Origin of the sequence: Enterobacter sp. BNK-8 (genome assembly GCF_048685095.1) — a bacterium.
In the GTDB taxonomy this organism is placed as follows: domain Bacteria; phylum Pseudomonadota; class Gammaproteobacteria; order Enterobacterales; family Enterobacteriaceae; genus Enterobacter; species Enterobacter quasiroggenkampii.
Genome location: NZ_JBLQTN010000001.1, coordinates 1,156,612 through 1,176,498 on the forward strand (window position 1 = coordinate 1,156,612; position 19,887 = coordinate 1,176,498).

The 19,887-nt window shown below is 56.4% G+C and carries 14 protein-coding genes and 1 CRISPR repeat array; of the genes, 7 read left to right on the top strand and 7 right to left on the bottom strand.

The window, feature by feature from the left end; all coding sequences use genetic code 11:
- Positions 1–3 precede the first annotated feature (3 nt).
- The 7 genes from ACMGGU_RS05550 to trxB all read right to left on the bottom strand — a co-directional run bounded on the left by ACMGGU_RS05550 (position 4) and on the right by trxB (position 8,263).
- A complete protein-coding gene (locus ACMGGU_RS05550) occupies positions 4–477 on the bottom strand; it encodes an RES family NAD+ phosphorylase (RefSeq protein ID WP_252073600.1) in 474 nt (157 codons plus the stop codon).
- Entirely contained in the window at positions 474–917 is a 444-nt protein-coding gene (parS, locus tag ACMGGU_RS05555) for an antitoxin Xre/MbcA/ParS toxin-binding domain-containing protein (protein WP_023327017.1), read from the bottom strand. Before parS ends, ACMGGU_RS05550 begins: the two co-directional genes overlap by 4 nt.
- A gap of 239 nt (positions 918–1,156) precedes the next feature.
- Positions 1,157–2,268: a CRISPR direct-repeat array (repeat unit 28 nt; unit sequence GTGCGCTGCCGTACAGGCAGCTTAGAAA).
- Between the two features lie 171 nt (positions 2,269–2,439).
- The gene (gene infA, locus ACMGGU_RS05560; protein ID WP_002211347.1) at positions 2,440–2,658 is read right to left on the bottom strand and encodes a translation initiation factor IF-1; all 219 of its coding nucleotides are present in this window, start codon (positions 2,656–2,658) and stop codon (positions 2,440–2,442) included.
- 284 nt (positions 2,659–2,942) lie between these two features.
- Complete coding sequence (gene aat / locus ACMGGU_RS05565; protein ID WP_045908398.1) at positions 2,943–3,647, bottom strand: leucyl/phenylalanyl-tRNA--protein transferase; 705 nt, start codon at positions 3,645–3,647, stop codon at positions 2,943–2,945.
- A 45-nt stretch (positions 3,648–3,692) separates the two neighbouring features.
- Positions 3,693–5,414 (bottom strand): heme ABC transporter ATP-binding protein/permease CydC, encoded by a 1,722-nt coding sequence (gene cydC, locus ACMGGU_RS05570; protein ID WP_420300320.1) that lies wholly within the window; start codon positions 5,412–5,414, stop codon positions 3,693–3,695.
- Positions 5,414–7,180 carry a heme ABC transporter permease/ATP-binding protein CydD gene (gene cydD, locus ACMGGU_RS05575; RefSeq protein WP_048027181.1) on the bottom strand — a complete coding sequence of 589 codons (1,767 nt, stop codon included), beginning with the start codon at positions 7,178–7,180 and terminating at the stop codon, positions 5,414–5,416. The genes cydC and cydD overlap by 1 nt, the downstream gene beginning before the upstream one ends.
- A 114-nt stretch (positions 7,181–7,294) precedes the next feature.
- Positions 7,295–8,263: a thioredoxin-disulfide reductase gene (trxB, locus tag ACMGGU_RS05580; RefSeq protein WP_032638969.1), complete on the bottom strand. Its 969-nt coding sequence runs from the start codon at positions 8,261–8,263 to the stop codon at positions 7,295–7,297.
- 544 nt (positions 8,264–8,807) lie between these two features.
- On the opposite strand from trxB, the gene lrp reads away from it, so the two are divergent.
- The 7 genes from lrp to ACMGGU_RS05615 all read left to right on the top strand — a co-directional run bounded on the left by lrp (position 8,808) and on the right by ACMGGU_RS05615 (position 19,887).
- Positions 8,808–9,302, top strand: coding sequence for a leucine-responsive transcriptional regulator Lrp (gene lrp, locus ACMGGU_RS05585; RefSeq protein ID WP_000228469.1), 495 nt, complete (start codon positions 8,808–8,810; stop codon positions 9,300–9,302).
- 135 nt (positions 9,303–9,437) lie between these two features.
- Positions 9,438–13,124, top strand: coding sequence for a DNA translocase FtsK 4TM domain-containing protein (locus tag ACMGGU_RS05590; RefSeq protein ID WP_420300321.1), 3,687 nt, complete (start codon positions 9,438–9,440; stop codon positions 13,122–13,124).
- A 127-nt stretch (positions 13,125–13,251) separates the two neighbouring features.
- Complete coding sequence (lolA, locus tag ACMGGU_RS05595; RefSeq protein WP_024907806.1) at positions 13,252–13,866, top strand: outer membrane lipoprotein chaperone LolA; 615 nt, start codon at positions 13,252–13,254, stop codon at positions 13,864–13,866.
- Positions 13,867–13,875: 9 nt separating this feature from the next.
- Complete coding sequence (gene rarA, locus ACMGGU_RS05600; protein WP_008499984.1) at positions 13,876–15,219, top strand: replication-associated recombination protein RarA; 1,344 nt, start codon at positions 13,876–13,878, stop codon at positions 15,217–15,219.
- A gap of 92 nt (positions 15,220–15,311) precedes the next feature.
- A complete protein-coding gene (serS, locus tag ACMGGU_RS05605) occupies positions 15,312–16,604 on the top strand; it encodes a serine--tRNA ligase (protein ID WP_262805354.1) in 1,293 nt (430 codons plus the stop codon).
- A gap of 210 nt (positions 16,605–16,814) precedes the next feature.
- The gene (gene dmsA / locus ACMGGU_RS05610) at positions 16,815–19,259 is read left to right on the top strand and encodes a dimethylsulfoxide reductase subunit A (RefSeq protein ID WP_248221083.1); all 2,445 of its coding nucleotides are present in this window, start codon (positions 16,815–16,817) and stop codon (positions 19,257–19,259) included.
- A gap of 10 nt (positions 19,260–19,269) precedes the next feature.
- Entirely contained in the window at positions 19,270–19,887 is a 618-nt protein-coding gene (locus ACMGGU_RS05615) for a DMSO/selenate family reductase complex B subunit (RefSeq protein WP_021240882.1), read from the top strand.

Here is a 19,887-nt window from a genome sequence, read left to right on the forward strand (position 1 = left end):
CGTTCAGGGTGCGGTTTTTTCTGTCAGGCGGGTATCAAAAACAAAGGGGAGTTGCTGAACTGAATTTAGCGCCGGGTGGAACGCCGGATGTAAGGGGTTAAGGATGGCATTGTTTTCATAAGGAATGATACAGGAAGGTAAGATGAGCGCGAGGGCACTGTTAGCCTGTAACCAACCGGTTCCCAGATCCATTGTCGATACCGGCGCCGGATTTTCCTGCCAGTCCTCAGGGAGCCACGCTTTATCCAGGTAATCTATCTGGTCATCCGGGATATCAATGCTGAAAAGCTGGTACTGATTCAGCACGGTATCTTTTCTGACATGTACCAAAATCTCCAGTGAGGCCAGCGAGATGGAGGTGGAGGCATATACAGCTGGATGGCCTTTATGATTCCACCGTCCGCCATACTGATTTGCGCCACTTCCACTCCACGCTTCGCTGGCATAGCGGCCTGTCACCAGACGATAAAAAATCATGCGAACACTCCGTGTTCCAGGCGGCCAATTAAATCGGTGACTTCCAGCGCACCGGTTTCCGTCGCTATTAAGTCGACGGGCGCCACGTTCCCCAGTCCGCGCACTGGTGCCTGCAGCCAGGTCCATGCTTCTTCTTTACTGCCAAAATAGTCAACGGCAGCATCCAGCACCCGAACGAAACGGGCCACGCGTTCGCTCTCGTCGGGCGTTAACGTCCGTCCCGCGCTTTTGCGGCGGGCTACGTTACGTTCGTTGATACCCGTGACACGCAAAATGTCCGCTTTCGACATGGACGTCCACTCGTGGATGTTGTCGAGCACGCTGACGGGTAATCCCTGATTGAGAAATTCAATCAACCGCATACCTCGGTTGGCAGGTAAACCGGCGTAACGCCAAAGCGCGTTATCAGCAGGTTTCTGTGCGGGGATCCATGTTCTCATGTAACCTCCTGAGTAATGTCATTTGTCATAGACAAGTATAGTCATTTGTCAGAGGGAGTGGAATGGGCGTTTTTTGTGCGGGTGGTTAATGCGAAGAAAAGTGTTTTGACCCTAATTTTTAGAGATTGTGTAATATATTGATTTTAAATGATTATTTTGGGTGGATGAAAAAGAGGGTTAGAGAAGGTTTTTTAGCTTTTTTTGTATGCAAATCATAAGGGTGTGGAGATATTATTTCAGTGCGCTGCCGTACAGGCAGCTTAGAAAACCATTCCGGGTAATGACCTGTCGCGTGATAGGTGCGCTGCCGTACAGGCAGCTTAGAAAGTGCAGTCAGTTCATCCATGCGCAGCAGCTCGGTGCGCTGCCGTACAGGCAGCTTAGAAACTGACACCAGAGGTCAAGGCCTCGCTACTGGCGGTGCGCTGCCGTACAGGCAGCTTAGAAAACCCCATTGCCGGCACGCTTCTTTTTGGCAAGGTGCGCTGCCGTACAGGCAGCTTAGAAACTGTATCGAGTAGCGCCTGAATAAAACCGGCTTGTGCGCTGCCGTACAGGCAGCTTAGAAACAGGAGAGCTGGCAAGCACACGATCTGTTATCGTGCGCTGCCGTACAGGCAGCTTAGAAAATGCCGTCCCAACCCCCGCCACCGGGCGGGAAGTGCGCTGCCGTACAGGCAGCTTAGAAAGCCAGGACGTTAACACCATTAATGCGGCGGATGTGCGCTGCCGTACAGGCAGCTTAGAAATGGCGCGCGGAGTTCGTAGAAGCGCCGGATCAGTGCACTGCCGTACAGGCAGCTTAGAAAATTATGGCCTGAAGATTCCTGAATACTCTGTTAGTGCACTGCCGTACAGGCAGCTTAGAAAGCCGGCGGATGGAAATATGGTGATGTGGCCGATGTGCACTGCCGTACAGGCAGCTTAGAAAAGTTGACCAGGATATATTTGGTTATCAAGAGCGTGCACTGCCGTACAGGCAGCTTAGAAAATCACCAGCGCCACCCCGTGGTCAAAGTCAACGTGCACTGCCGTACAGGCAGCTTAGAAATTCAACAAATATCCAGCGCTCAATGTTTAACCGTGCACTGCCGTACAGGCAGCTTAGAAAGGTAATCACGCGAATGTCACGCAGGATATCGCGTGCACTGCCGTACAGGCAGCTTAGAAAGTGGAAAACATTAACGCTGCAGCGGTTAATTTGTGCACTGCCGTACAGGCAGCTTAGAAAGAAAAGTACCTGGGAATGAAGCCACGGACGGCGTGCACTGCCGTACAGGCAGCTTAGAAGTTCAATCGAATTAACCGACAGTTCCGGGAGTAGTGCACTGCCGCACACGCAGCTCAGCAAAATAGAAAATAAGGCCTCACACTTCTTGCTCTCTGCACTGTCGAACAGACAGCCCTGAAGCAGAAACAAAACCCAAATAATTGTTCAAATAATCAACTGCACCACAAAAAAATAAAGCCGGGAAAACCCCGGCCTTATTTAATATTCATCTGCCATTACAGGCGAAAACAATTAGCGACTACGGAAGACAATGCGGCCTTTGCTCAGGTCGTACGGGGTCAGTTCAACAGTCACTTTGTCGCCCGTCAAAATGCGGATGTAGTTTTTGCGCATTTTACCGGAGATGTGCGCAGTTACCACGTGACCGTTTTCCAGCTCTACGCGAAACATGGTATTAGGCAACGTATCAAGTACGGTACCCTGCATTTCAATATTGTCTTCTTTGGCCATCTAATCCTCTGGGGTATCACTACCAAGTTTTGAACCGGCAAGATAATGCCGAAATTCATCAATTAAGTAAAGAATTGCGCGATTAAAACGCAGCAAAACAGTTTCGGCGCATTGCCCAAGCGTCACGGTACAACCGAACAGGAAGCGCATTCGTAAAGGGGAGACAACAGGATAAACGTCAGGACGTTATCTGAAGCGAGGGTCCCAAACGGCGGCGGGGCAACAGGCAGAAGCTACTCTGCGGCATAATTATAACACCCTCACAAAAAATATGCGGAAAACATTTAGGCATTGGGCATAAAGAGCGTTCTCGGTATCCAGAAGTCGCGGGGGAGCTTCTCCTGACGACTGGCATCCAGATGCTCGATGTACTGGCGTCTCGGGATCTCAACGGCGCCGAGAGAAGCCGTGTGCTCGTTAAGCACCTGACAATCGATCAGGCGTCCACCGCGCTGGGCAAACGCCTGGCTGAAGACCAGCAGCGCCGTTTTCGAGGCATTCACCGCGCGGGAGAACATCGATTCGCCGCAAAACAGCGTCCCCTGCGCCACGCCATACATGCCGCCGACGAGTGCTCCACCGTCCCATACCTCGATGGAATGAGCGTAGCCAAGCTCATGAAGCTGGTGGTAGGCGGTAATGATATCGCGGGTAATCCATGTTCCCTCAAAGCGGTCTTCGGCACAGCCTTCAATGACCTGTCCAAAGGCGTGGTTCAGGGTGACGCGGTAGGGGGATTTCGCATGGAAACGCTTCATGCTGCGGCTCAGGTGAAACTGCTCTGGCCACAGCACGGCACGCGGATCGGGAGACCACCATAAAATGGGGTCGCCGGGAGAAAACCAGGGGAAGATTCCGCGCTGGTACGCCATCAATAGCCGCGCAGGGCTGAGGTCACCGCCAAGGGCCAGCAGCCCATTGGGCTCACGCAGCGCCCCTTCCGGAGAAGGGAACGCGATATTATGACGAGAAAGCTGGACCAGGCGCATGACAGCAAAACTCCAGTACGCGAGTGAGGACGCTACAAATATAGTCTACAGACGCTGTTTAAACTGGTAGTAGCGACCCTGTTTCGCCAACAGCTCTGCGTGACTACCTTGCTCAATAATGTGTCCGTTGTCCATCACAATTATCCGATCAAAACTCGACAGTCCACGCAGGCGGTGCGTGACCATCAGGACGGTTTTACCGGTCATGACATTGGCCAGCAAATCAAGGATTTGGCTCTCGGTCGTGGCATCCAGCCCTTCGGTGGGCTCGTCAAGCAGCATCAGCGGCGCATCGTGCAGCAGCGCGCGCGCAATCGCCAGGCGGCGCAGTTCACCGCCGGAGAGTTGACGACCGCCTTCGCCCAGCCAGCTGTTCAATCCCTCGTCCTCAAGCAGCTTATGCAGACCGACCTGTTCCAGCATGGCGCGAAGCGCATCATCCGTGGCCTCTGGGGCTGCCAGCAGCAGGTTATCGCGCAGGGTGGCGCTGAACAGATGCACGCGCTGCGGAACGACGCTGACCGTTTTGCGCAGGGCCTGCTCGCTGAAATCATTCAGCGATGTGTTATTAAAACGAATCTGGCCGCGCTGCGGATCCCAGGCGCGGGTCAGCAGCTGAAGCAGCGTCGATTTACCGCAGCCGGTACGGCCGAGGATCGCAATCCGCTGACCGGCATTAACAGAAAGGGTAATACCGTCCAGCGCGTTCTGCGCCTGTTTGTCGTAGCTGAAGGTGACATCTTCAAGCGTCAGCGCAACCTGCCCAGGTACCACGGTCTGCCCGGCACTGAACGTGACTTCAGGTTTCTGCTCGGCAATCTGGGTGATGCGCAGGGCAGAAGCGATGACCTGCCCCAGATGCTGGAAGGCGCCCGTCACCGGGGCCAGCGCTTCAAACGCGGCCAGCGCACAGAAGACGAAAAGGGCAATAAGCGGACCCGGCTGTGTATTTCCCCCGATATCGCCGGATGCCAGCCAGAGCATGGCTATCACCGCCACGCCGCCGATCAGCATCATCAGCGCCTGAGAGAAGGCCGTCAGTTCCGACTGGCGGCGCTGGGCTTCATGCCAGTTCAGCTCCGTGCTTTCCATCCGCGCGCGGTAGCGCTTGCTGGCACCAAAAATGGTCAGCTCCGCCTGCCCCTGAAGCCAGGCGGTCAGCTGCTGACGGTAGTCCCCGCGCAGGCGCGTCAGGTTTTCCCCGGTGGATTTCCCGGCGCGGTAAAACAGCGGCGGCAGAATGATAAGCGTCAGCAGCATGATCCCACCCAGCGTCAGCGCAACGGGGACATCCAGAACAGACAGCCCCAGCGTGACCACCACAATCACCACAAACGCGCCCACGATCGGGGAAATCACCCGCAGGTAAAGGTGATCCAGCGTGTCGACATCCGCCACCACGCGGTTAAGCAACTCGCCCTGACGAAAACGCGCCAATCCGGCAGGGGAGAGGGGCAGCAGTTTGCTAAAGGTATAGATACGCAGGTGCTGCAGCACGCGGAAAGTGGCGTCGTGGCTGACCAGCCGTTCGAAATAGCGTCCGGCAGTACGGGTGATGGCGGTACCGCGAACCCCGGCAGCCGGAAGCATGTAGTTGAAGCTGTATAAACCGGCGAACCCCGCGACGGCCGAGGCCGACAGGAACCAGCCGGAAAGCGTGAGCAGGCCGATGCTGGCGAGCAGCGTGACAATAGCCAGCACAATACCCAGCGTCAGCATCCATTTGTGGCGTTTATAGAGCGCCAGGTAAGGTAGCAGAGCGCGCATCAGATATCCTCCTGACGGTTCGCCAGCAGGGTAGCAAATGGCCCCTGGGCGGCAACGAGAGAGGCGTAATCGCCTTGCTCAACAATACGGCCGTTTTCCATGACCCAGATCTGGTCCCAGTCGGCAATCCCTTCCAGCTGGTGGGTGACCATTAGTGTGGTTTGCTGCAGGGAGGCGGCGTTAAGCGCTTCCATGACGCGCTGCTCGCTGTGTGCGTCAAGGCTGGCTGCAGGCTCGTCCAGCAGCATCAACTGGCATGGGTTGAGCAGCGCGCGGGCAACGGCTACACGCTGCGCCTGCCCGACCGACAGCCCGGCGGACTGGTCGCCGACAACGGTATCCACCCCTTGCGGCAGCAGCGGCAGAAACTCGCTAACCCAGGCGCGGTCGAGAACCGATTGCAGTTCATCTTCACGCGCGTCCGGGCGCGCCAGAAGTACATTTTCGCGCAGCGTAGCGGCGGGAAGCTGTGGGTTTTGGCCTACCCAGCTGAGCTGTTTACGCCAGGCGTCAGGGTCGAGATTGCGCAGTTCGGTTTTGTTGATCCGCAGTGAACCGGTGTAGGCCATAAAACCGGACAACGCGTTCAGCAGAGAACTTTTCCCGGAACCGCTGATGCCGACAAGGACCACGCGTTGTCCGGCAGGTAAGGTAAAGTTCAGCGGACCGGCGAGCACTTTGCCTTCGGGCGACAGAATGGAAAAGTCCTGCGCTTCAATGGTCACCGGATCTTTCGCATTCAGCGTCACGTCACCGCGCTCCGGGTGGGCCAGCGGCGTTTCCAGGAACGTTTTAAGGCTATCGGCGGCGCCAACCGCCTGAGCTTTGGCGTGATAGAAAGTTCCCAGATCGCGAAGCGGCTGGAAAAATTCCGGCGCCAGGATCAGCGCCAGGAAACCGGCGGAAAGGGTCACCGCCGTGCCGTAATGGCCGAAATCCAGCGCACCGAGGTAGGAGAAGCCGAAGTAGACCGCCACAAGGGCAATCGACAGCGAGGTGAAGAATTCCAGAACGCCTGAAGACAGGAAGGCGAGGCGTAGTACTTCCATGGTGCGCTGACGGAAGTCCTGTGACGCCAGGCGAATATTTTCGGTTTCCGCTTCACCGCGGCCAAAAATGCGTAACGTCTCCATGCCGCGCAGACGATCGAGGAAATGACCGCTTAAGCGACCCAGTGCGAGGAAGTTACGGCGGTTGGCATCCGCAGCTCCCATGCCGACCAGCGCCATAAACAGCGGGATCAGCGGGGCGGTGCCCATCAGAATCAGCGCCGCCATCCAGTTCACCGGGAAGATGGCGATCACGATCAGCAGCGGAACGAAGACGGCAAGGGCCATCTGCGGCAGATAGCGTGCGTAGTAGTCATGCATATCGTCAATCTGCTCAAGGATCAGCGTCGCCCAGCTACCGGCCGGTTTACCCTGGATCCACGCGGGCCCGGCTTCCTGAAGCCTGTCGAGCACCTGACGGCGGATCTCGTAGCGGATGTGCTGTCCGGCGTGAAAACCGACACGCTCACGCAGCCACACCACCCAGGCGCGCAGGATAAAAATCAGGATCAGGACAATAAAGGGCAGCAGGAGCGCTTCGCGTGGAATGTTCTCCATGATCATGTGATTAAGAATGCGGGCCAGCAGCCATGCCTGGGCAACAATCAACAGACCGCTGACGAAACCCAAAAGACGGGAAATCGTAAGCCAGCGGCGGGAAAGAACGCTTTGCTGTTTCAGCCAGCGTGTTAACTCTTGTTGACGGGTTTTTTCCATTGCGTACTTTGCAGGTGACGTTATTAGAAGTTGGGCAGCGCAATGTTACAACGGGGAGACAATAAAGGCGACTTATCGCCGCCTTTATTTACGTTTGTTACTGACTTGTAAAGATTATTTACCTTGTTCAGCCAGTCCATCAAGGTAGCGTTCAGCGTCCAGCGCGGCCATACACCCGGTGCCCGCAGAGGTGATCGCCTGACGATAAATATGGTCCATCACGTCGCCAGCCGCGAATACGCCCGGGATGCTGGTTTGAGTCGCATTACCATGAATGCCGGACTGCACTTTGATGTAGCCGTTTTCCAGCTCAAGCTGACCGTCGAAGATTGCGGTGTTCGGGCTGTGACCAATGGCCACAAACAGACCCGCCACTTCCAGCGTTTCGACATTATCGGTGTTCTGGGTATCACGAATACGCAGACCGGCAACGCCCATCTGGTCGCCCGTCACCTCTTCCAGCGTACGGTTGGTGTGCAGCACGATGTTGCCGCTTGCTACTTTGTCCATCAGACGTTTGATCAGGATCTTCTCCGCGCGGAAGGTTTCGCGGCGGTGGATCAGGTGTACTTCAGAGGCAATGTTCGCCAGGTACAGCGCTTCTTCCACGGCAGTGTTGCCGCCGCCGATGACCGCGACCTTCTGATTGCGATAGAAGAAACCGTCGCAGGTGGCGCAGGCAGAAACCCCGCGGCCTTTAAACGCTTCTTCGGATGGCAGGCCGAGGTAACGGGCAGAGGCACCGGTTGCAATGATCAGCGCGTCACAGGTGTATTCACCGCTGTCACCCGTCAGGCGGAACGGACGGTTCTGCAGGTCGACCTTATTGATGTGATCGAACAGAATTTCGGTTTCGAATTTAGCAGCATGCTCGTGCATACGCTCCATCAGCAGCGGCCCGGTCAGGTCGTTCGGGTCGCCTGGCCAGTTTTCCACTTCGGTGGTGGTGGTCAGCTGACCGCCTTTTTCCATGCCGGTGATTAATACCGGGTGCAGGTTAGCGCGTGCAGCATAGACCGCCGCGGTATATCCCGCAGGTCCAGAACCAAGGATTAGCAGCTTACTGTGTTTGGCCGTGCCCATGAGATCCCCATTGTTGTTGGCAGACATTTGGCTGGATTGTAGGGAATTTGTTGCCGTAAAAAAAGAGCGCAGCAATTTTGATATCAATCTGTGTAATAGCCATGGACGATGAATCGCGCCCGATAACATCACGCTTTCTCCAGAAAAGCGGTCGTTTGTAAGGCAATAAAATGAGGATTAATACCCTGCCGCAATGAATATCCGGCATGTTGTACTAAAAAACGATGTTTTGCTTTGACAATCCCCTGCGCTTTTGCGAAAACATTCAAGGAAGAAAAAAAACCGCGTTAACCGTATGCCGCATAGGCATGCACGTAAATGCCATTTTTACCGGGTCAGTGAAATCTACGCATGGCGTGGACAGACGCCATACGTGATGTCGGTGACTGCCTTCGGGCAACGGTTTTCTTACCAACAGAACCCGAATCCGCATCGCGTCTATTACATAATCAGGCGATGTGATGACTAACGGGTACAGGCTCTGAACAGTGATGTGCACAGGGTCCAGGCAGGAGTAGGGAAGGAATACAGAGAGACAATAATAATGGTAGATAGCAAGAAGCGCCCTGGCAAAGATCTCGACCGTATCGATCGTAACATTCTTAATGAATTGCAAAAGGATGGGCGTATTTCCAACGTCGAGCTTTCAAAACGTGTGGGACTTTCCCCGACGCCGTGCCTTGAGCGTGTGCGCCGACTGGAAAGACAGGGTTTTATTCAGGGCTATACGGCTCTGCTGAACCCGCATTATCTGGATGCCTCACTTCTGGTATTTGTTGAGATTACTCTGAATCGTGGTGCGCCGGATGTGTTTGAGCAATTTAACGCCGCTGTACAAAAACTTGAAGAAATTCAAGAGTGTCATCTGGTGTCCGGTGATTTCGACTACCTGTTGAAAACCCGTGTGCCTGATATGTCCGCCTACCGTAAGCTGCTGGGGGAAACCCTGTTGCGTCTGCCGGGCGTGAACGACACCCGTACGTACGTGGTGATGGAAGAGGTCAAACAGAGCAATCGTCTGGTTATTAAGACGCGCTAACACGGAACAGGTGCAAAATCAGCGTAGTTTGATTACACTCCTGTTAATCCATACAGCAACAGTGCCGGGGAGTCCCGGCGCTGTTGTCCGTTTTAGCAAACAGGCAGGATATGCCTGATACCTGGAGAGCCTTTCTTGAGCCAGGAATACACTGAAGACAAAGAAGTCACACTATCGAAGCTAAGCAGCGGACGTCGTCTCCTCGAGGCTTTGCTGATTGTTATTGCCCTTTTTGCCGTCTGGCTGATGGCAGCCTTACTCAGTTTCAACCCCTCGGATCCCAGCTGGTCACAAACTGCATGGCATGAGCCTATCCATAATTTGGGCGGTGTCCCCGGTGCCTGGCTTGCGGACACGCTGTTCTTCATTTTCGGTGTGATGGCCTACACCCTTCCCGTCATTATCATTGGCGGATGCTGGTTTGCGTGGCGTCATCGTCAGAACGATGATTACATCGACTATTTCGCCGTCTCGCTGCGCCTGATTGGCGCGCTGGCGCTGATCCTCACCTCCTGCGGGCTGGCGGCGATTAACGCCGATGATATCTGGTACTTCGCCTCTGGCGGGGTGATCGGCAGCTTATTAAGTTCTGCGCTCCAGCCGATGCTGCACAGCAGCGGCGGCACGCTGGCGCTGCTGTGCATCTGGGCCGCCGGGCTGACGCTGTTTACCGGCTGGTCCTGGGTGAGCATTGCCGAGAAAATTGGCAGCTTTATCCTCACCATTCTGACTTTTGCCAGCAATCGTACCCGCCGTGACGATACGTGGGTGGATGAAGACGAATACGAAGATGAAGAGGAAGATGACGCGCCTGTGCAGCGTCGTGAGTCTCGTCGTGCCAGAATTTTGCGCGGCGCGCTGGCGCGTCGCCAGCGTGTTGCTGAGAAATTTGCCAACCCGCTCGGCCGTAAAACCGATGCGGCGCTCTTCTCCGGTAAACGCATGGATGAAGACGAGCAGGTGGCGTATCGCGCTGCGGGTGTCGCCGTCGATCCTGACGATGTGCTCTTCTCCGGCAGCCGGGCCACGCCCGGGGACTTTGACGAATACGACCCGCTGTTAAACGGCCACTCGGTCACCGAACCGGTAGCAGCCGCGGCCGCCGCGACGACTGCAGCCCAGGCGTATGCCGCGCCTGTCGACGCCGTGATGCCATCCGCGCCGGTCCCGCCACCGGAATCCGTTATTCAGCAGCCTCAGGTTGAGTGGCAGGCTGCGCCGGGTGTTCACACGCCAGAGCCCGTCATTGCGCCTGAACCTGAAAGCTACATCCCCGTGCAGCAGGAACAGTGGCAGCAGCCTTATCAGCCGCCGCAGCCTGAGTATGAACCGCAGCAATATCAGCAGCCAGTGGCTCAACCGTATCAGGAGTACGTGCCTGAACCGGTTGAACCTGTGCAGCCTTATGTTGCACCGCAGCCTGAACCTGAGCCTGAAATCGTGGAAGAGGTGAAGCCTGCCCGTCCACCGCTGTACTATTTTGAAGAAGTCGAAGAGCGCCGCGCGCGTGAGCGCGAACAGCTGGCCGCCTGGTATCAGCCTGTGCCTGAACCAGTGCAGGAGCAGGTTACGAAAGCGCCTTCTGTTTCTGTTCCACCTGTCGACCCGACGCCTGCTGTTGCACCCGTAGCGGAAAGCGTGAAGCAGGCTACCGCGGCGGCGGCCGTGGCTGCACCCGTCTTTAGCCTGGCAACCGGGGGGGCACCTCGTCCTCAGGTGAAAGAGGGGATCGGTCCGCAGCTGCCTCGTCCTAACCGCGTCCGCGTGCCAACCCGCCGTGAGCTTGCTTCTTATGGCATCAAGCTGCCTTCCCAGCGTATGGCTGAAGAAAAAGCGCGCGAGTCTGAATACGACGATGATGCTGATGAAATGCAGCAGGACGAGCTGGCCCGCCAGTTCGCTGCGCAGCAGAATCAGCGCTACGGTGAAGAGTATCAGCACGATGAACCGGCGCTGGAAGACGACGATGACGCCGCGGAAGCGGAACTGGCGCGTCAGTTTGCCGCCACCCAGCAGCAGCGCTATTCCGGTGAACAACCGGCTGGTGCAAATCCGTTCTCGCTGTCGGACTTTGAATTCTCGCCGATGAAAGATCTGGTGGATGATGGCCCAAGCGAGCCTTTATTTACCCCGAGCGTGATGCCGGAAGCTGAGCCTGTGCGCCAGCCACCGGCACCACAGGCCTACGCGCAGCCGCAACAGCCCGTTCAGCAGCCGTATACACAACCGCAGCAGCCACCACAGCCGCCGCAGTTCCAGCAGCCTGCGCCTCAGCCTCAGGAGAGCCTGATTCACCCGCTGCTGATGCGTAACGGTGAAAGCCGTCCGCTGCAGCGTCCAAGCACGCCGCTACCGTCTCTGGATCTGTTAACGCCGCCGCCGTCAGAAGTTGAACCGGTTGATACCTTCGCGCTGGAGCAGATGGCGCGTCTGGTGGAGGCACGTCTGGCTGACTTCCGTATCAAGGCGGACGTGGTGAACTACTCGCCGGGTCCTGTGATCACCCGTTTTGAACTGAACCTGGCGCCGGGCGTAAAAGCCGCGCGTATTTCCAACCTGTCCCGCGACCTGGCGCGTTCGCTGTCGACCGTAGCGGTGCGCGTGGTGGAAGTGATACCGGGTAAACCTTACGTTGGTCTTGAGCTGCCGAACAAAAAACGTCAGACCGTCTACCTGCGTGAAGTGCTGGATAACACCAAGTTCCGCGATAACCCCTCCCCGCTGACCGTGGTGCTGGGTAAAGATATCGCTGGCGATCCGGTGGTGGCAGACCTCGCAAAAATGCCTCACCTGCTGGTCGCGGGTACTACTGGTTCCGGTAAGTCCGTCGGTGTGAACGCCATGATCCTCAGCATGCTCTATAAAGCGCAGCCGGAAGATGTGCGTTTCATCATGATTGACCCGAAAATGCTCGAACTGTCGGTCTATGAAGGTATTCCTCATCTGCTGACCGAAGTGGTCACCGACATGAAAGACGCCGCCAACGCTCTGCGCTGGAGCGTGAATGAGATGGAGCGTCGCTACAAGCTGATGTCTGCGTTGGGCGTACGTAACCTGGCCGGTTATAACGAGAAAATCGCCGAAGCGGCGCGCATGGGACGTCCGATTCCGGATCCATACTGGAAGCCGGGTGACAGCATGGATGCCCAGCATCCGGTGCTGGAAAAACTGCCTTATATCGTGGTGCTGGTCGATGAATTCGCTGACCTGATGATGACCGTCGGTAAGAAAGTGGAAGAGCTGATTGCCCGCCTGGCGCAGAAAGCGCGTGCGGCCGGTATTCACCTTGTGCTGGCGACTCAGCGTCCTTCCGTGGACGTCATCACCGGTCTGATTAAAGCGAACATTCCGACGCGTATCGCCTTTACCGTATCCAGTAAAATTGACTCGCGTACTATTCTTGACCAGGGCGGTGCAGAATCGCTGCTGGGTATGGGTGACATGCTCTATTCCGGTCCGAACTCTACCTCTCCTGTGCGTGTTCACGGCGCGTTCGTGCGCGACCAGGAAGTGCACGCGGTTGTGCAGGACTGGAAAGCGCGCGGTCGTCCGCAATACGTCGATGGCATCACCAGCGACACGGAAAGCGAAGGCGGCGGCGGTGGCTTTGACGGCGGTGAAGAGCTGGATCCGTTATTCGATCAGGCGGTTAACTTCGTTACCGAAAAACGTAAAGCATCTATCTCCGGCGTACAGCGTCAGTTCCGCATCGGCTATAACCGCGCTGCGCGCATCATCGAGCAGATGGAAGCGCAGGGCATTGTGAGCGAGCAGGGGCATAACGGTAACCGCGAGGTGCTGGCACCGCCACCGTTTGATTAACCTTCCGCAATTGCAAAGAAGGGTAAATCAGCCAAAATTAAGCATTTTCTTCTGTCGCCTGCCTTCGGGCAGGTCCAGAATAGAAGACGGAAACCCCTATCGGGAAGACGTATTTTAAGGAATAACAATGAAAAAAATCGCCATCGCCTGTGCATTACTCACCAGTTTTGTCGCCAGCAGCGTCTGGGCTGATGCAGCCAGCGACCTTAAAAGCCGACTGGATAAAGTAAGCAGCTTCCACGCCAGCTTCACCCAAAAAGTGACGGACGGCAGCGGCAACGCGGTGCAGGAAGGTCAGGGAGATTTGTGGGTAAAACGCCCCAATCTGTTCAACTGGCACATGACCCAGCCGGATGAGAGCATCCTGGTCTCTGACGGTAAAACCCTATGGTTCTTCAACCCGTTCGTTGAGCAGGCCACGGCGACCTGGCTGAAGGATGCGACCAGCAATACGCCGTTTATGCTGATTGCCCGTAACCAGGCCAGCGACTGGCAGCAGTACAATATTAAACAGACGGGTGACGAATTTGTCCTGACGCCGAAAGGCAGCAACGGCAACCTGAAGCAGTTCACCATCAATGTCAGCACCAACGGTACCATTAATCAGTTCGGCGCGGTTGAGCAGGACGATCAGCGCAGCAGCTATCAGCTCAAGTCTCAGCAGAACGGCGCCGTTGATGCATCGAAATTCACCTTTACCCCGCCGAAGGGCGTAACGGTGGACGACCAACGCAATAAGTAAGAGGCGTGAGTGGGCAATCTGTCGCTCGATTTTTCAGATAACGCGTTTCAACCTCTGGCCGCACGTATGCGGCCAGAAAATTTAGCGCAGTACATCGGCCAGCAGCACCTGCTGGCTGCCGGTAAGCCCTTGCCGCGCGCCATTGAGGCGGGGCATTTGCACTCCATGATCCTCTGGGGGCCACCCGGCACCGGTAAAACGACCCTCGCTGAAGTGATTGCCCGCTATGCCAACGCAGACGTCGAACGTATCTCGGCGGTGACGTCCGGCGTCAAAGAGATCCGCGAAGCGATCGAGCGTGCGCGGCAGAACCGCAATGCCGGGCGGCGCACCATTCTCTTTGTGGACGAAGTCCACCGCTTCAACAAGAGCCAGCAGGATGCCTTCCTGCCGCACATTGAAGACGGCACGATCTTCTTCATCGGCGCGACCACCGAAAACCCGTCGTTTGAGCTGAACTCGGCGCTGCTTTCCCGCGCGCGCGTTTACCTGCTCAAATCGCTGACGACCGAGGATATCGAAAAGGTTCTTACTCAGGCGATGGACGACAAATCGCGCGGCTACGGGGGGCAGGATATCGTTCTGCCTGACGAGACGCGTCGTGCGATTGCGGAACTGGTTAACGGCGATGCGCGTCGGGCGCTGAACACGCTGGAGATGATGGCCGATATGGCCGAGGTCGACGATGCTGGCAAGCGGGTGCTAAAACCGGAACTGCTCACCGAAATTGCCGGGGAACGCAGCGCGCGTTTCGATAATAAAGGTGACCGTTTTTACGATCTCATTTCGGCCCTGCATAAGTCCGTGCGCGGCAGCGCGCCGGATGCGGCGCTGTACTGGTACGCGCGTATTATCACTGCGGGCGGCGATCCGTTATACGTCGCGCGCCGCTGTCTGGCGATTGCCTCAGAAGATGTCGGCAATGCCGACCCGCGTGCCATGCAGGTCGCGCTGTCGGCCTGGGATTGTTTCACCCGGGTTGGACCTGCGGAGGGCGAGCGTGCCATTGCGCAGGCGATTGTCTATCTGGCCTGTGCGCCGAAAAGCAATGCCGTTTATACCGCGTTTAAGGCCGCGATGTCTGACGCACGCGAACGCCCGGACTACGATGTACCGGTTCATCTGCGTAATGCGCCGACCAAACTGATGAAAGAGATGGGGTATGGGCAGGAGTACCGCTACGCTCATGATGAACCCAATGCCTACGCCGCCGGGGAGGAATATTTCCCGCAGGAGATGGCACAAACGCGCTATTATCACCCCACAAACAGAGGTCTTGAAGGCAAGATTGGTGAAAAGCTCACCTGGCTCGCCGGACAGGATCAAAATAGCCCTATAAAACGCTACCGTTAGTTCAGTCGTTGCGGTAATGTTGGCAATTGTATCCTTGTGACCGCAGGCTGTGGTCACATTTCCTATTTTAATTCGATAAGCACAGGATAAGCATGCTCGATCCCAATCTGCTGCGTAATGAGCCAGACGCAGTCGCTGAAAAACTGGCACGCCGGGGCTTTAAGCTGGATGTAGATAAGCTGCGCGCTCTTGAAGAGCGTCGTAAAGTTCTGCAGGTACAAACTGAAAATCTGCAGGCAGAGCGTAACTCTCGATCGAAATCCATCGGCCAGGCGAAAGCGCGCGGGGAAGATATTGAGCCATTACGCCTGGAAGTGAACAAGCTGGGTGAAGAACTGGATCAGGCGAAAGCGGAGCTGGATGTTCTTCAGGCCGAAATTCGTGATATTGCCCTGGCTATCCCGAATATTCCTGACGGCAGCGTGCCTGTCGGCAAAGATGAAAACGACAACGTTGAAGTGAAACGCTGGGGTACGCCTCGTGAGTTTGACTTCGAGGTGCGCGATCACGTGACGCTGGGCGAAATGCACGCGGGCCTGGATTTTGCGGCAGCGGTTAAGCTGACCGGTTCTCGCTTCGTGGTGATGAAAGGCCAGATTGCCCATCTGCACCGCGCGCTGGCGCAGTTCATGCTGGATCTGCACACCGAGCAGCATGGCTACAGCGAAACCTACGTGCCGTATCTGGTCAACCACGATACGCTGTACGGTACGGGCCAGTTGCCGAAATTTGCCGGCGATCTGTTCCATACCCGTCCGCTGGACGAAGAAGCAGACAGCAGCAACTACGCGCTGATCCCAACCGCGGAAGTGCCGCTGACTAACCTCGTGCGTGATGAGATCATCGACGAAGACGATCTGCCAATCAAACTGACGGCGCACTCTCCGTGCTTCCGTTCTGAAGCCGGTTCTTACGGTCGCGACACGCGCGGTCTGATCCGTATGCACCAGTTCGACAAGGTTGAGATGGTGCAGATCGTTCGTCCTGAAGAGTCCATGGACGCGCTGGAAGAAATGACCGGCCACGCGGAGAAAGTGCTGGAGCTGCTGGGTCTGCCGTACCGTCGTATGGCGCTGTGCACCGGTGATATGGGCTTTGGCGCCTGCAAAACCTTCGATCTGGAAGTGTGGGTGCCTGCGCAGAACACCTACCGTGAAATCTCCTCCTGCTCTAACGTCTGGGATTTCCAGGCGCGCCGCATGCAGGCACGCTGCCGCAGCAAATCTGACAAGAAAACCCGTCTGGTGCATACCCTGAACGGTTCTGGTCTGGCTGTGGGCCGTACCCTGGTTGCCGTGCTGGAAAACTATCAGCAGGCAGACGGTCGTATCGAGATCCCTGAAGTGCTGCGTCCATACATGAAAGGCCAGCAGTACATCGGTTAATATTTGCCTTAAAACAAAAAAGCGCCTCAGGGCGCTTTTTTTATGCCTTTGATTTGATACGACGCAATAACCCCTCCCTCTAAAGTAGTAATACTCCTCCGAATGAAAGTCAGCATAAAACGCTGATAACGAAAAAATTCGTTATATATAAAACTACATAGCGGTTTGCGCCGCCTCTCTTTTCTTTGTGAGCAACCAAAGTGAGTCTCTATGAAAATCAACGCGCCTGAAGCATTAATGGCTGCCGAGGTCACTCGCCGTGGGTTGATGAAAACCACGGCCATAGGCGGCCTGGCCGTAGCCAGCAGTGCCTTCTCGCTCCCTTTTACCCGACTGGCGTCGGCGGCAGAGGCTCTGTCTCCGGCCACTTCGCCGGAAAAAGTGGTGTGGAGTGCCTGTACCGTCAACTGCGGTAGCCGTTGTCCGCTGCGTATGCATGTGGTGGACGGTGAAATTAAATATGTCGAAACCGACAATACCGGGGATGATAACTACGAAGGGTTACATCAGGTCCGTGCCTGCCTGCGTGGTCGTTCCATGCGTCGTCGCGTCTATAATCCGGACCGCCTGAAATATCCGATGAAGCGCGTCGGTAAGCGTGGGGAAGGGAAATTCGAGCGGATTAGCTGGGACGAAGCCTACGATATCATCGCCACCAACATGCAGCGTTTGATTAAAGAGTACGGTAACGAATCTATCTACCTGAACTACGGTACCGGGACGCTTGGCGGCACGCTGACCCGCTCCTGGCCACCGGGAAAAACGCTGGTGGCGCGCCTGATGAACTGCTGCGGCGGTTATCTCAATCACTATGGCGACTACTCCTCTGCGCAGATCGCGGCAGGACTGAACTACACCTACGGCGGCTGGGCTGACGGCAACAGCCCGTCCGATATCGAAAACAGTAAGCTGGTCGTGCTGTTCGGTAACAACCCGGGTGAAACCCGCATGAGCGGTGGCGGGGTGACCTACTACCTCGAACAGGCACGCGCCAAATCCAATGCCCGCATGATCATCATCGATCCGCGCTATACCGACACCGGTGCCGGACGTGAAGACGAGTGGATCCCAATCCGTCCGGGTACCGATGCCGCGCTGGTCTCCGCGCTCGCGTGGGTGATGATCACCGAAAACCTTGTTGATCAGCCTTTCCTGGATAAATACTGCGTCGGCTATGACGAGAAAACGCTGCCCGCCAGCGCGCCGGCAAACGGTCACTACAAGGCGTATATTCTCGGACAGGGCAGTGACGGCGTGGCGAAAACGCCGGAGTGGGCCTCCACCATCACCGGCATCCCGGCAGAGCGTATCGTTCAGCTGGCGCGTGAGATTGGCTCAGCCAAACCGGCATATATCAGCCAGGGCTGGGGTCCGCAGCGTCATGCGAACGGCGAAATCGCGACCCGTGCCATCTCCATGCTCTCCATTCTGACCGGCAACGTCGGCATTCACGGCGGTAACACCGGCGCGCGTGAAGGTTCATATGAAGTGCCGTTCGAACGTATGCCGACGCTGGATAACCCGGTTCAGACCAGCATCTCCATGTTTATGTGGACCGATGCGATTGAACGCGGCCCGGAAATGACCGCTCTGCGCGACGGCGTGCGCGGCAAGGACAAGCTGGACGTGCCGATCAAGATGATCTGGAACTATGCCGGTAACTGTCTCATCAACCAGCACTCTGAAATCAACCGCACCCATGAAATCCTGCAGGACGACAAGAAGTGCGAGATGATTGTGGTGATCGACTGCCACATGACCTCCTCGGCAAAATATGCCGATATCCTGCTGCCGGACTGCACCGCCTCTGAGCAGATGGATTTCGCGCTGGACGCCTCCTGCGGCAACATGTCCTACGTGATCTTTACCGACCAGGCGATTAAACCGCGCTTTGAGTGCAAAACCATTTATGAGATGACCTCTGAGCTGGCGAAACGTCTTGGCGTTGAGCAGCAGTTTACCGAGGGACGTACTCAGGAAGGGTGGATGCGCCATCTGCATGAACTCTCCCGCAAGGCGATCCCGGACCTGCCGGACTTTGATACCTTCCGCAAGCAGGGGATGTACAAACAGCGAGATCCGGAAGGGCACCACGTGGCGTACAAAGCGTTCCGTGAAGATCCGCAGGCGAACCCGCTGACCACGCCGTCGGGCAAAATCGAAATCTACTCCGAAGCGCTGGCAAACATTGCGTCAACCTGGGAGCTGCCGGAAGGGGACGTCATCGATCCACTGCCGATCTACACGCCGGGCTTTGAAAACTATAACGATCCGCTGACGGCGAAATTCCCGCTGCAGCTGACCGGCTTCCACTATAAAGCGCGTGTTCACTCTACCTACGGTAACGTCGACGTGCTGAAGGCCGCCTGCCGCCAGGAGATGTGGATCAACCCGATGGACGCGAAAGCGCGCGGCATCAGCAATGGCGATCGCGTGCGTATCTTCAACGGTCGCGGCGAGGTGCATATTGAAGCCAAAGTCACCCCACGCATGATGCCCGGCGTGGTGGCGTTAGGGGAAGGGGCCTGGTACAGCCCGGATGCCAACCGCATCGACCAGGCGGGCAGTATTAACGTACTGACCACACAGCGTCCGTCGCCGCTGGCGAAGGGTAACCCATCCCACACAAACCTTGTCCAGGTTGAAAAGGTTTAAGGAGTAACCGATGACAACTCAGTATGGATTTTTTATTGATTCCAGCCGTTGTACCGGGTGCAAAACCTGCGAGCTGGCCTGTAAAGACTACAAAGACCTGACGCCGGACGTGAGCTTCCGTCGCATCTACGAATACGCCGGGGGCGACTGGCAGGAAGATAACGGCGTCTGGCATCAGAACGTCTTTGCGTATTACCTGTCGATTGCCTGTAACCACTGTGAAGATCCTGCCTGCACGAAGGTTTGTCCGAGCGGAGCGATGCACAAGCGCGAAGACGGCTTTGTGGTGGTGGATGAAGATGTCTGCATAGGCTGTCGCTACTGCCATATGGCCTGTCCGTACGGCGCACCGCAGTATAATGCCGCTAAAGGCCACATGACCAAATGCGATGGTTGCCACACCCGCGTAGCGGATGGCAAAAAGCCGATTTGCGTCGAGTCCTGTCCGCTGCGCGCGCTGGACTTCGGCCCGATTGAAGAGCTGCGTCAGAAACACGGTCAGCTCGCCGCCGTGGCACCGCTGCCGTCTGCGCACTTCACGAAGCCAAGTATTGTGATTAAACCTAACGCCAACAGCCGTCCTACAGGTGACACCACCGGCTACCTGGCAAACCCGAAGGAGGTGTGA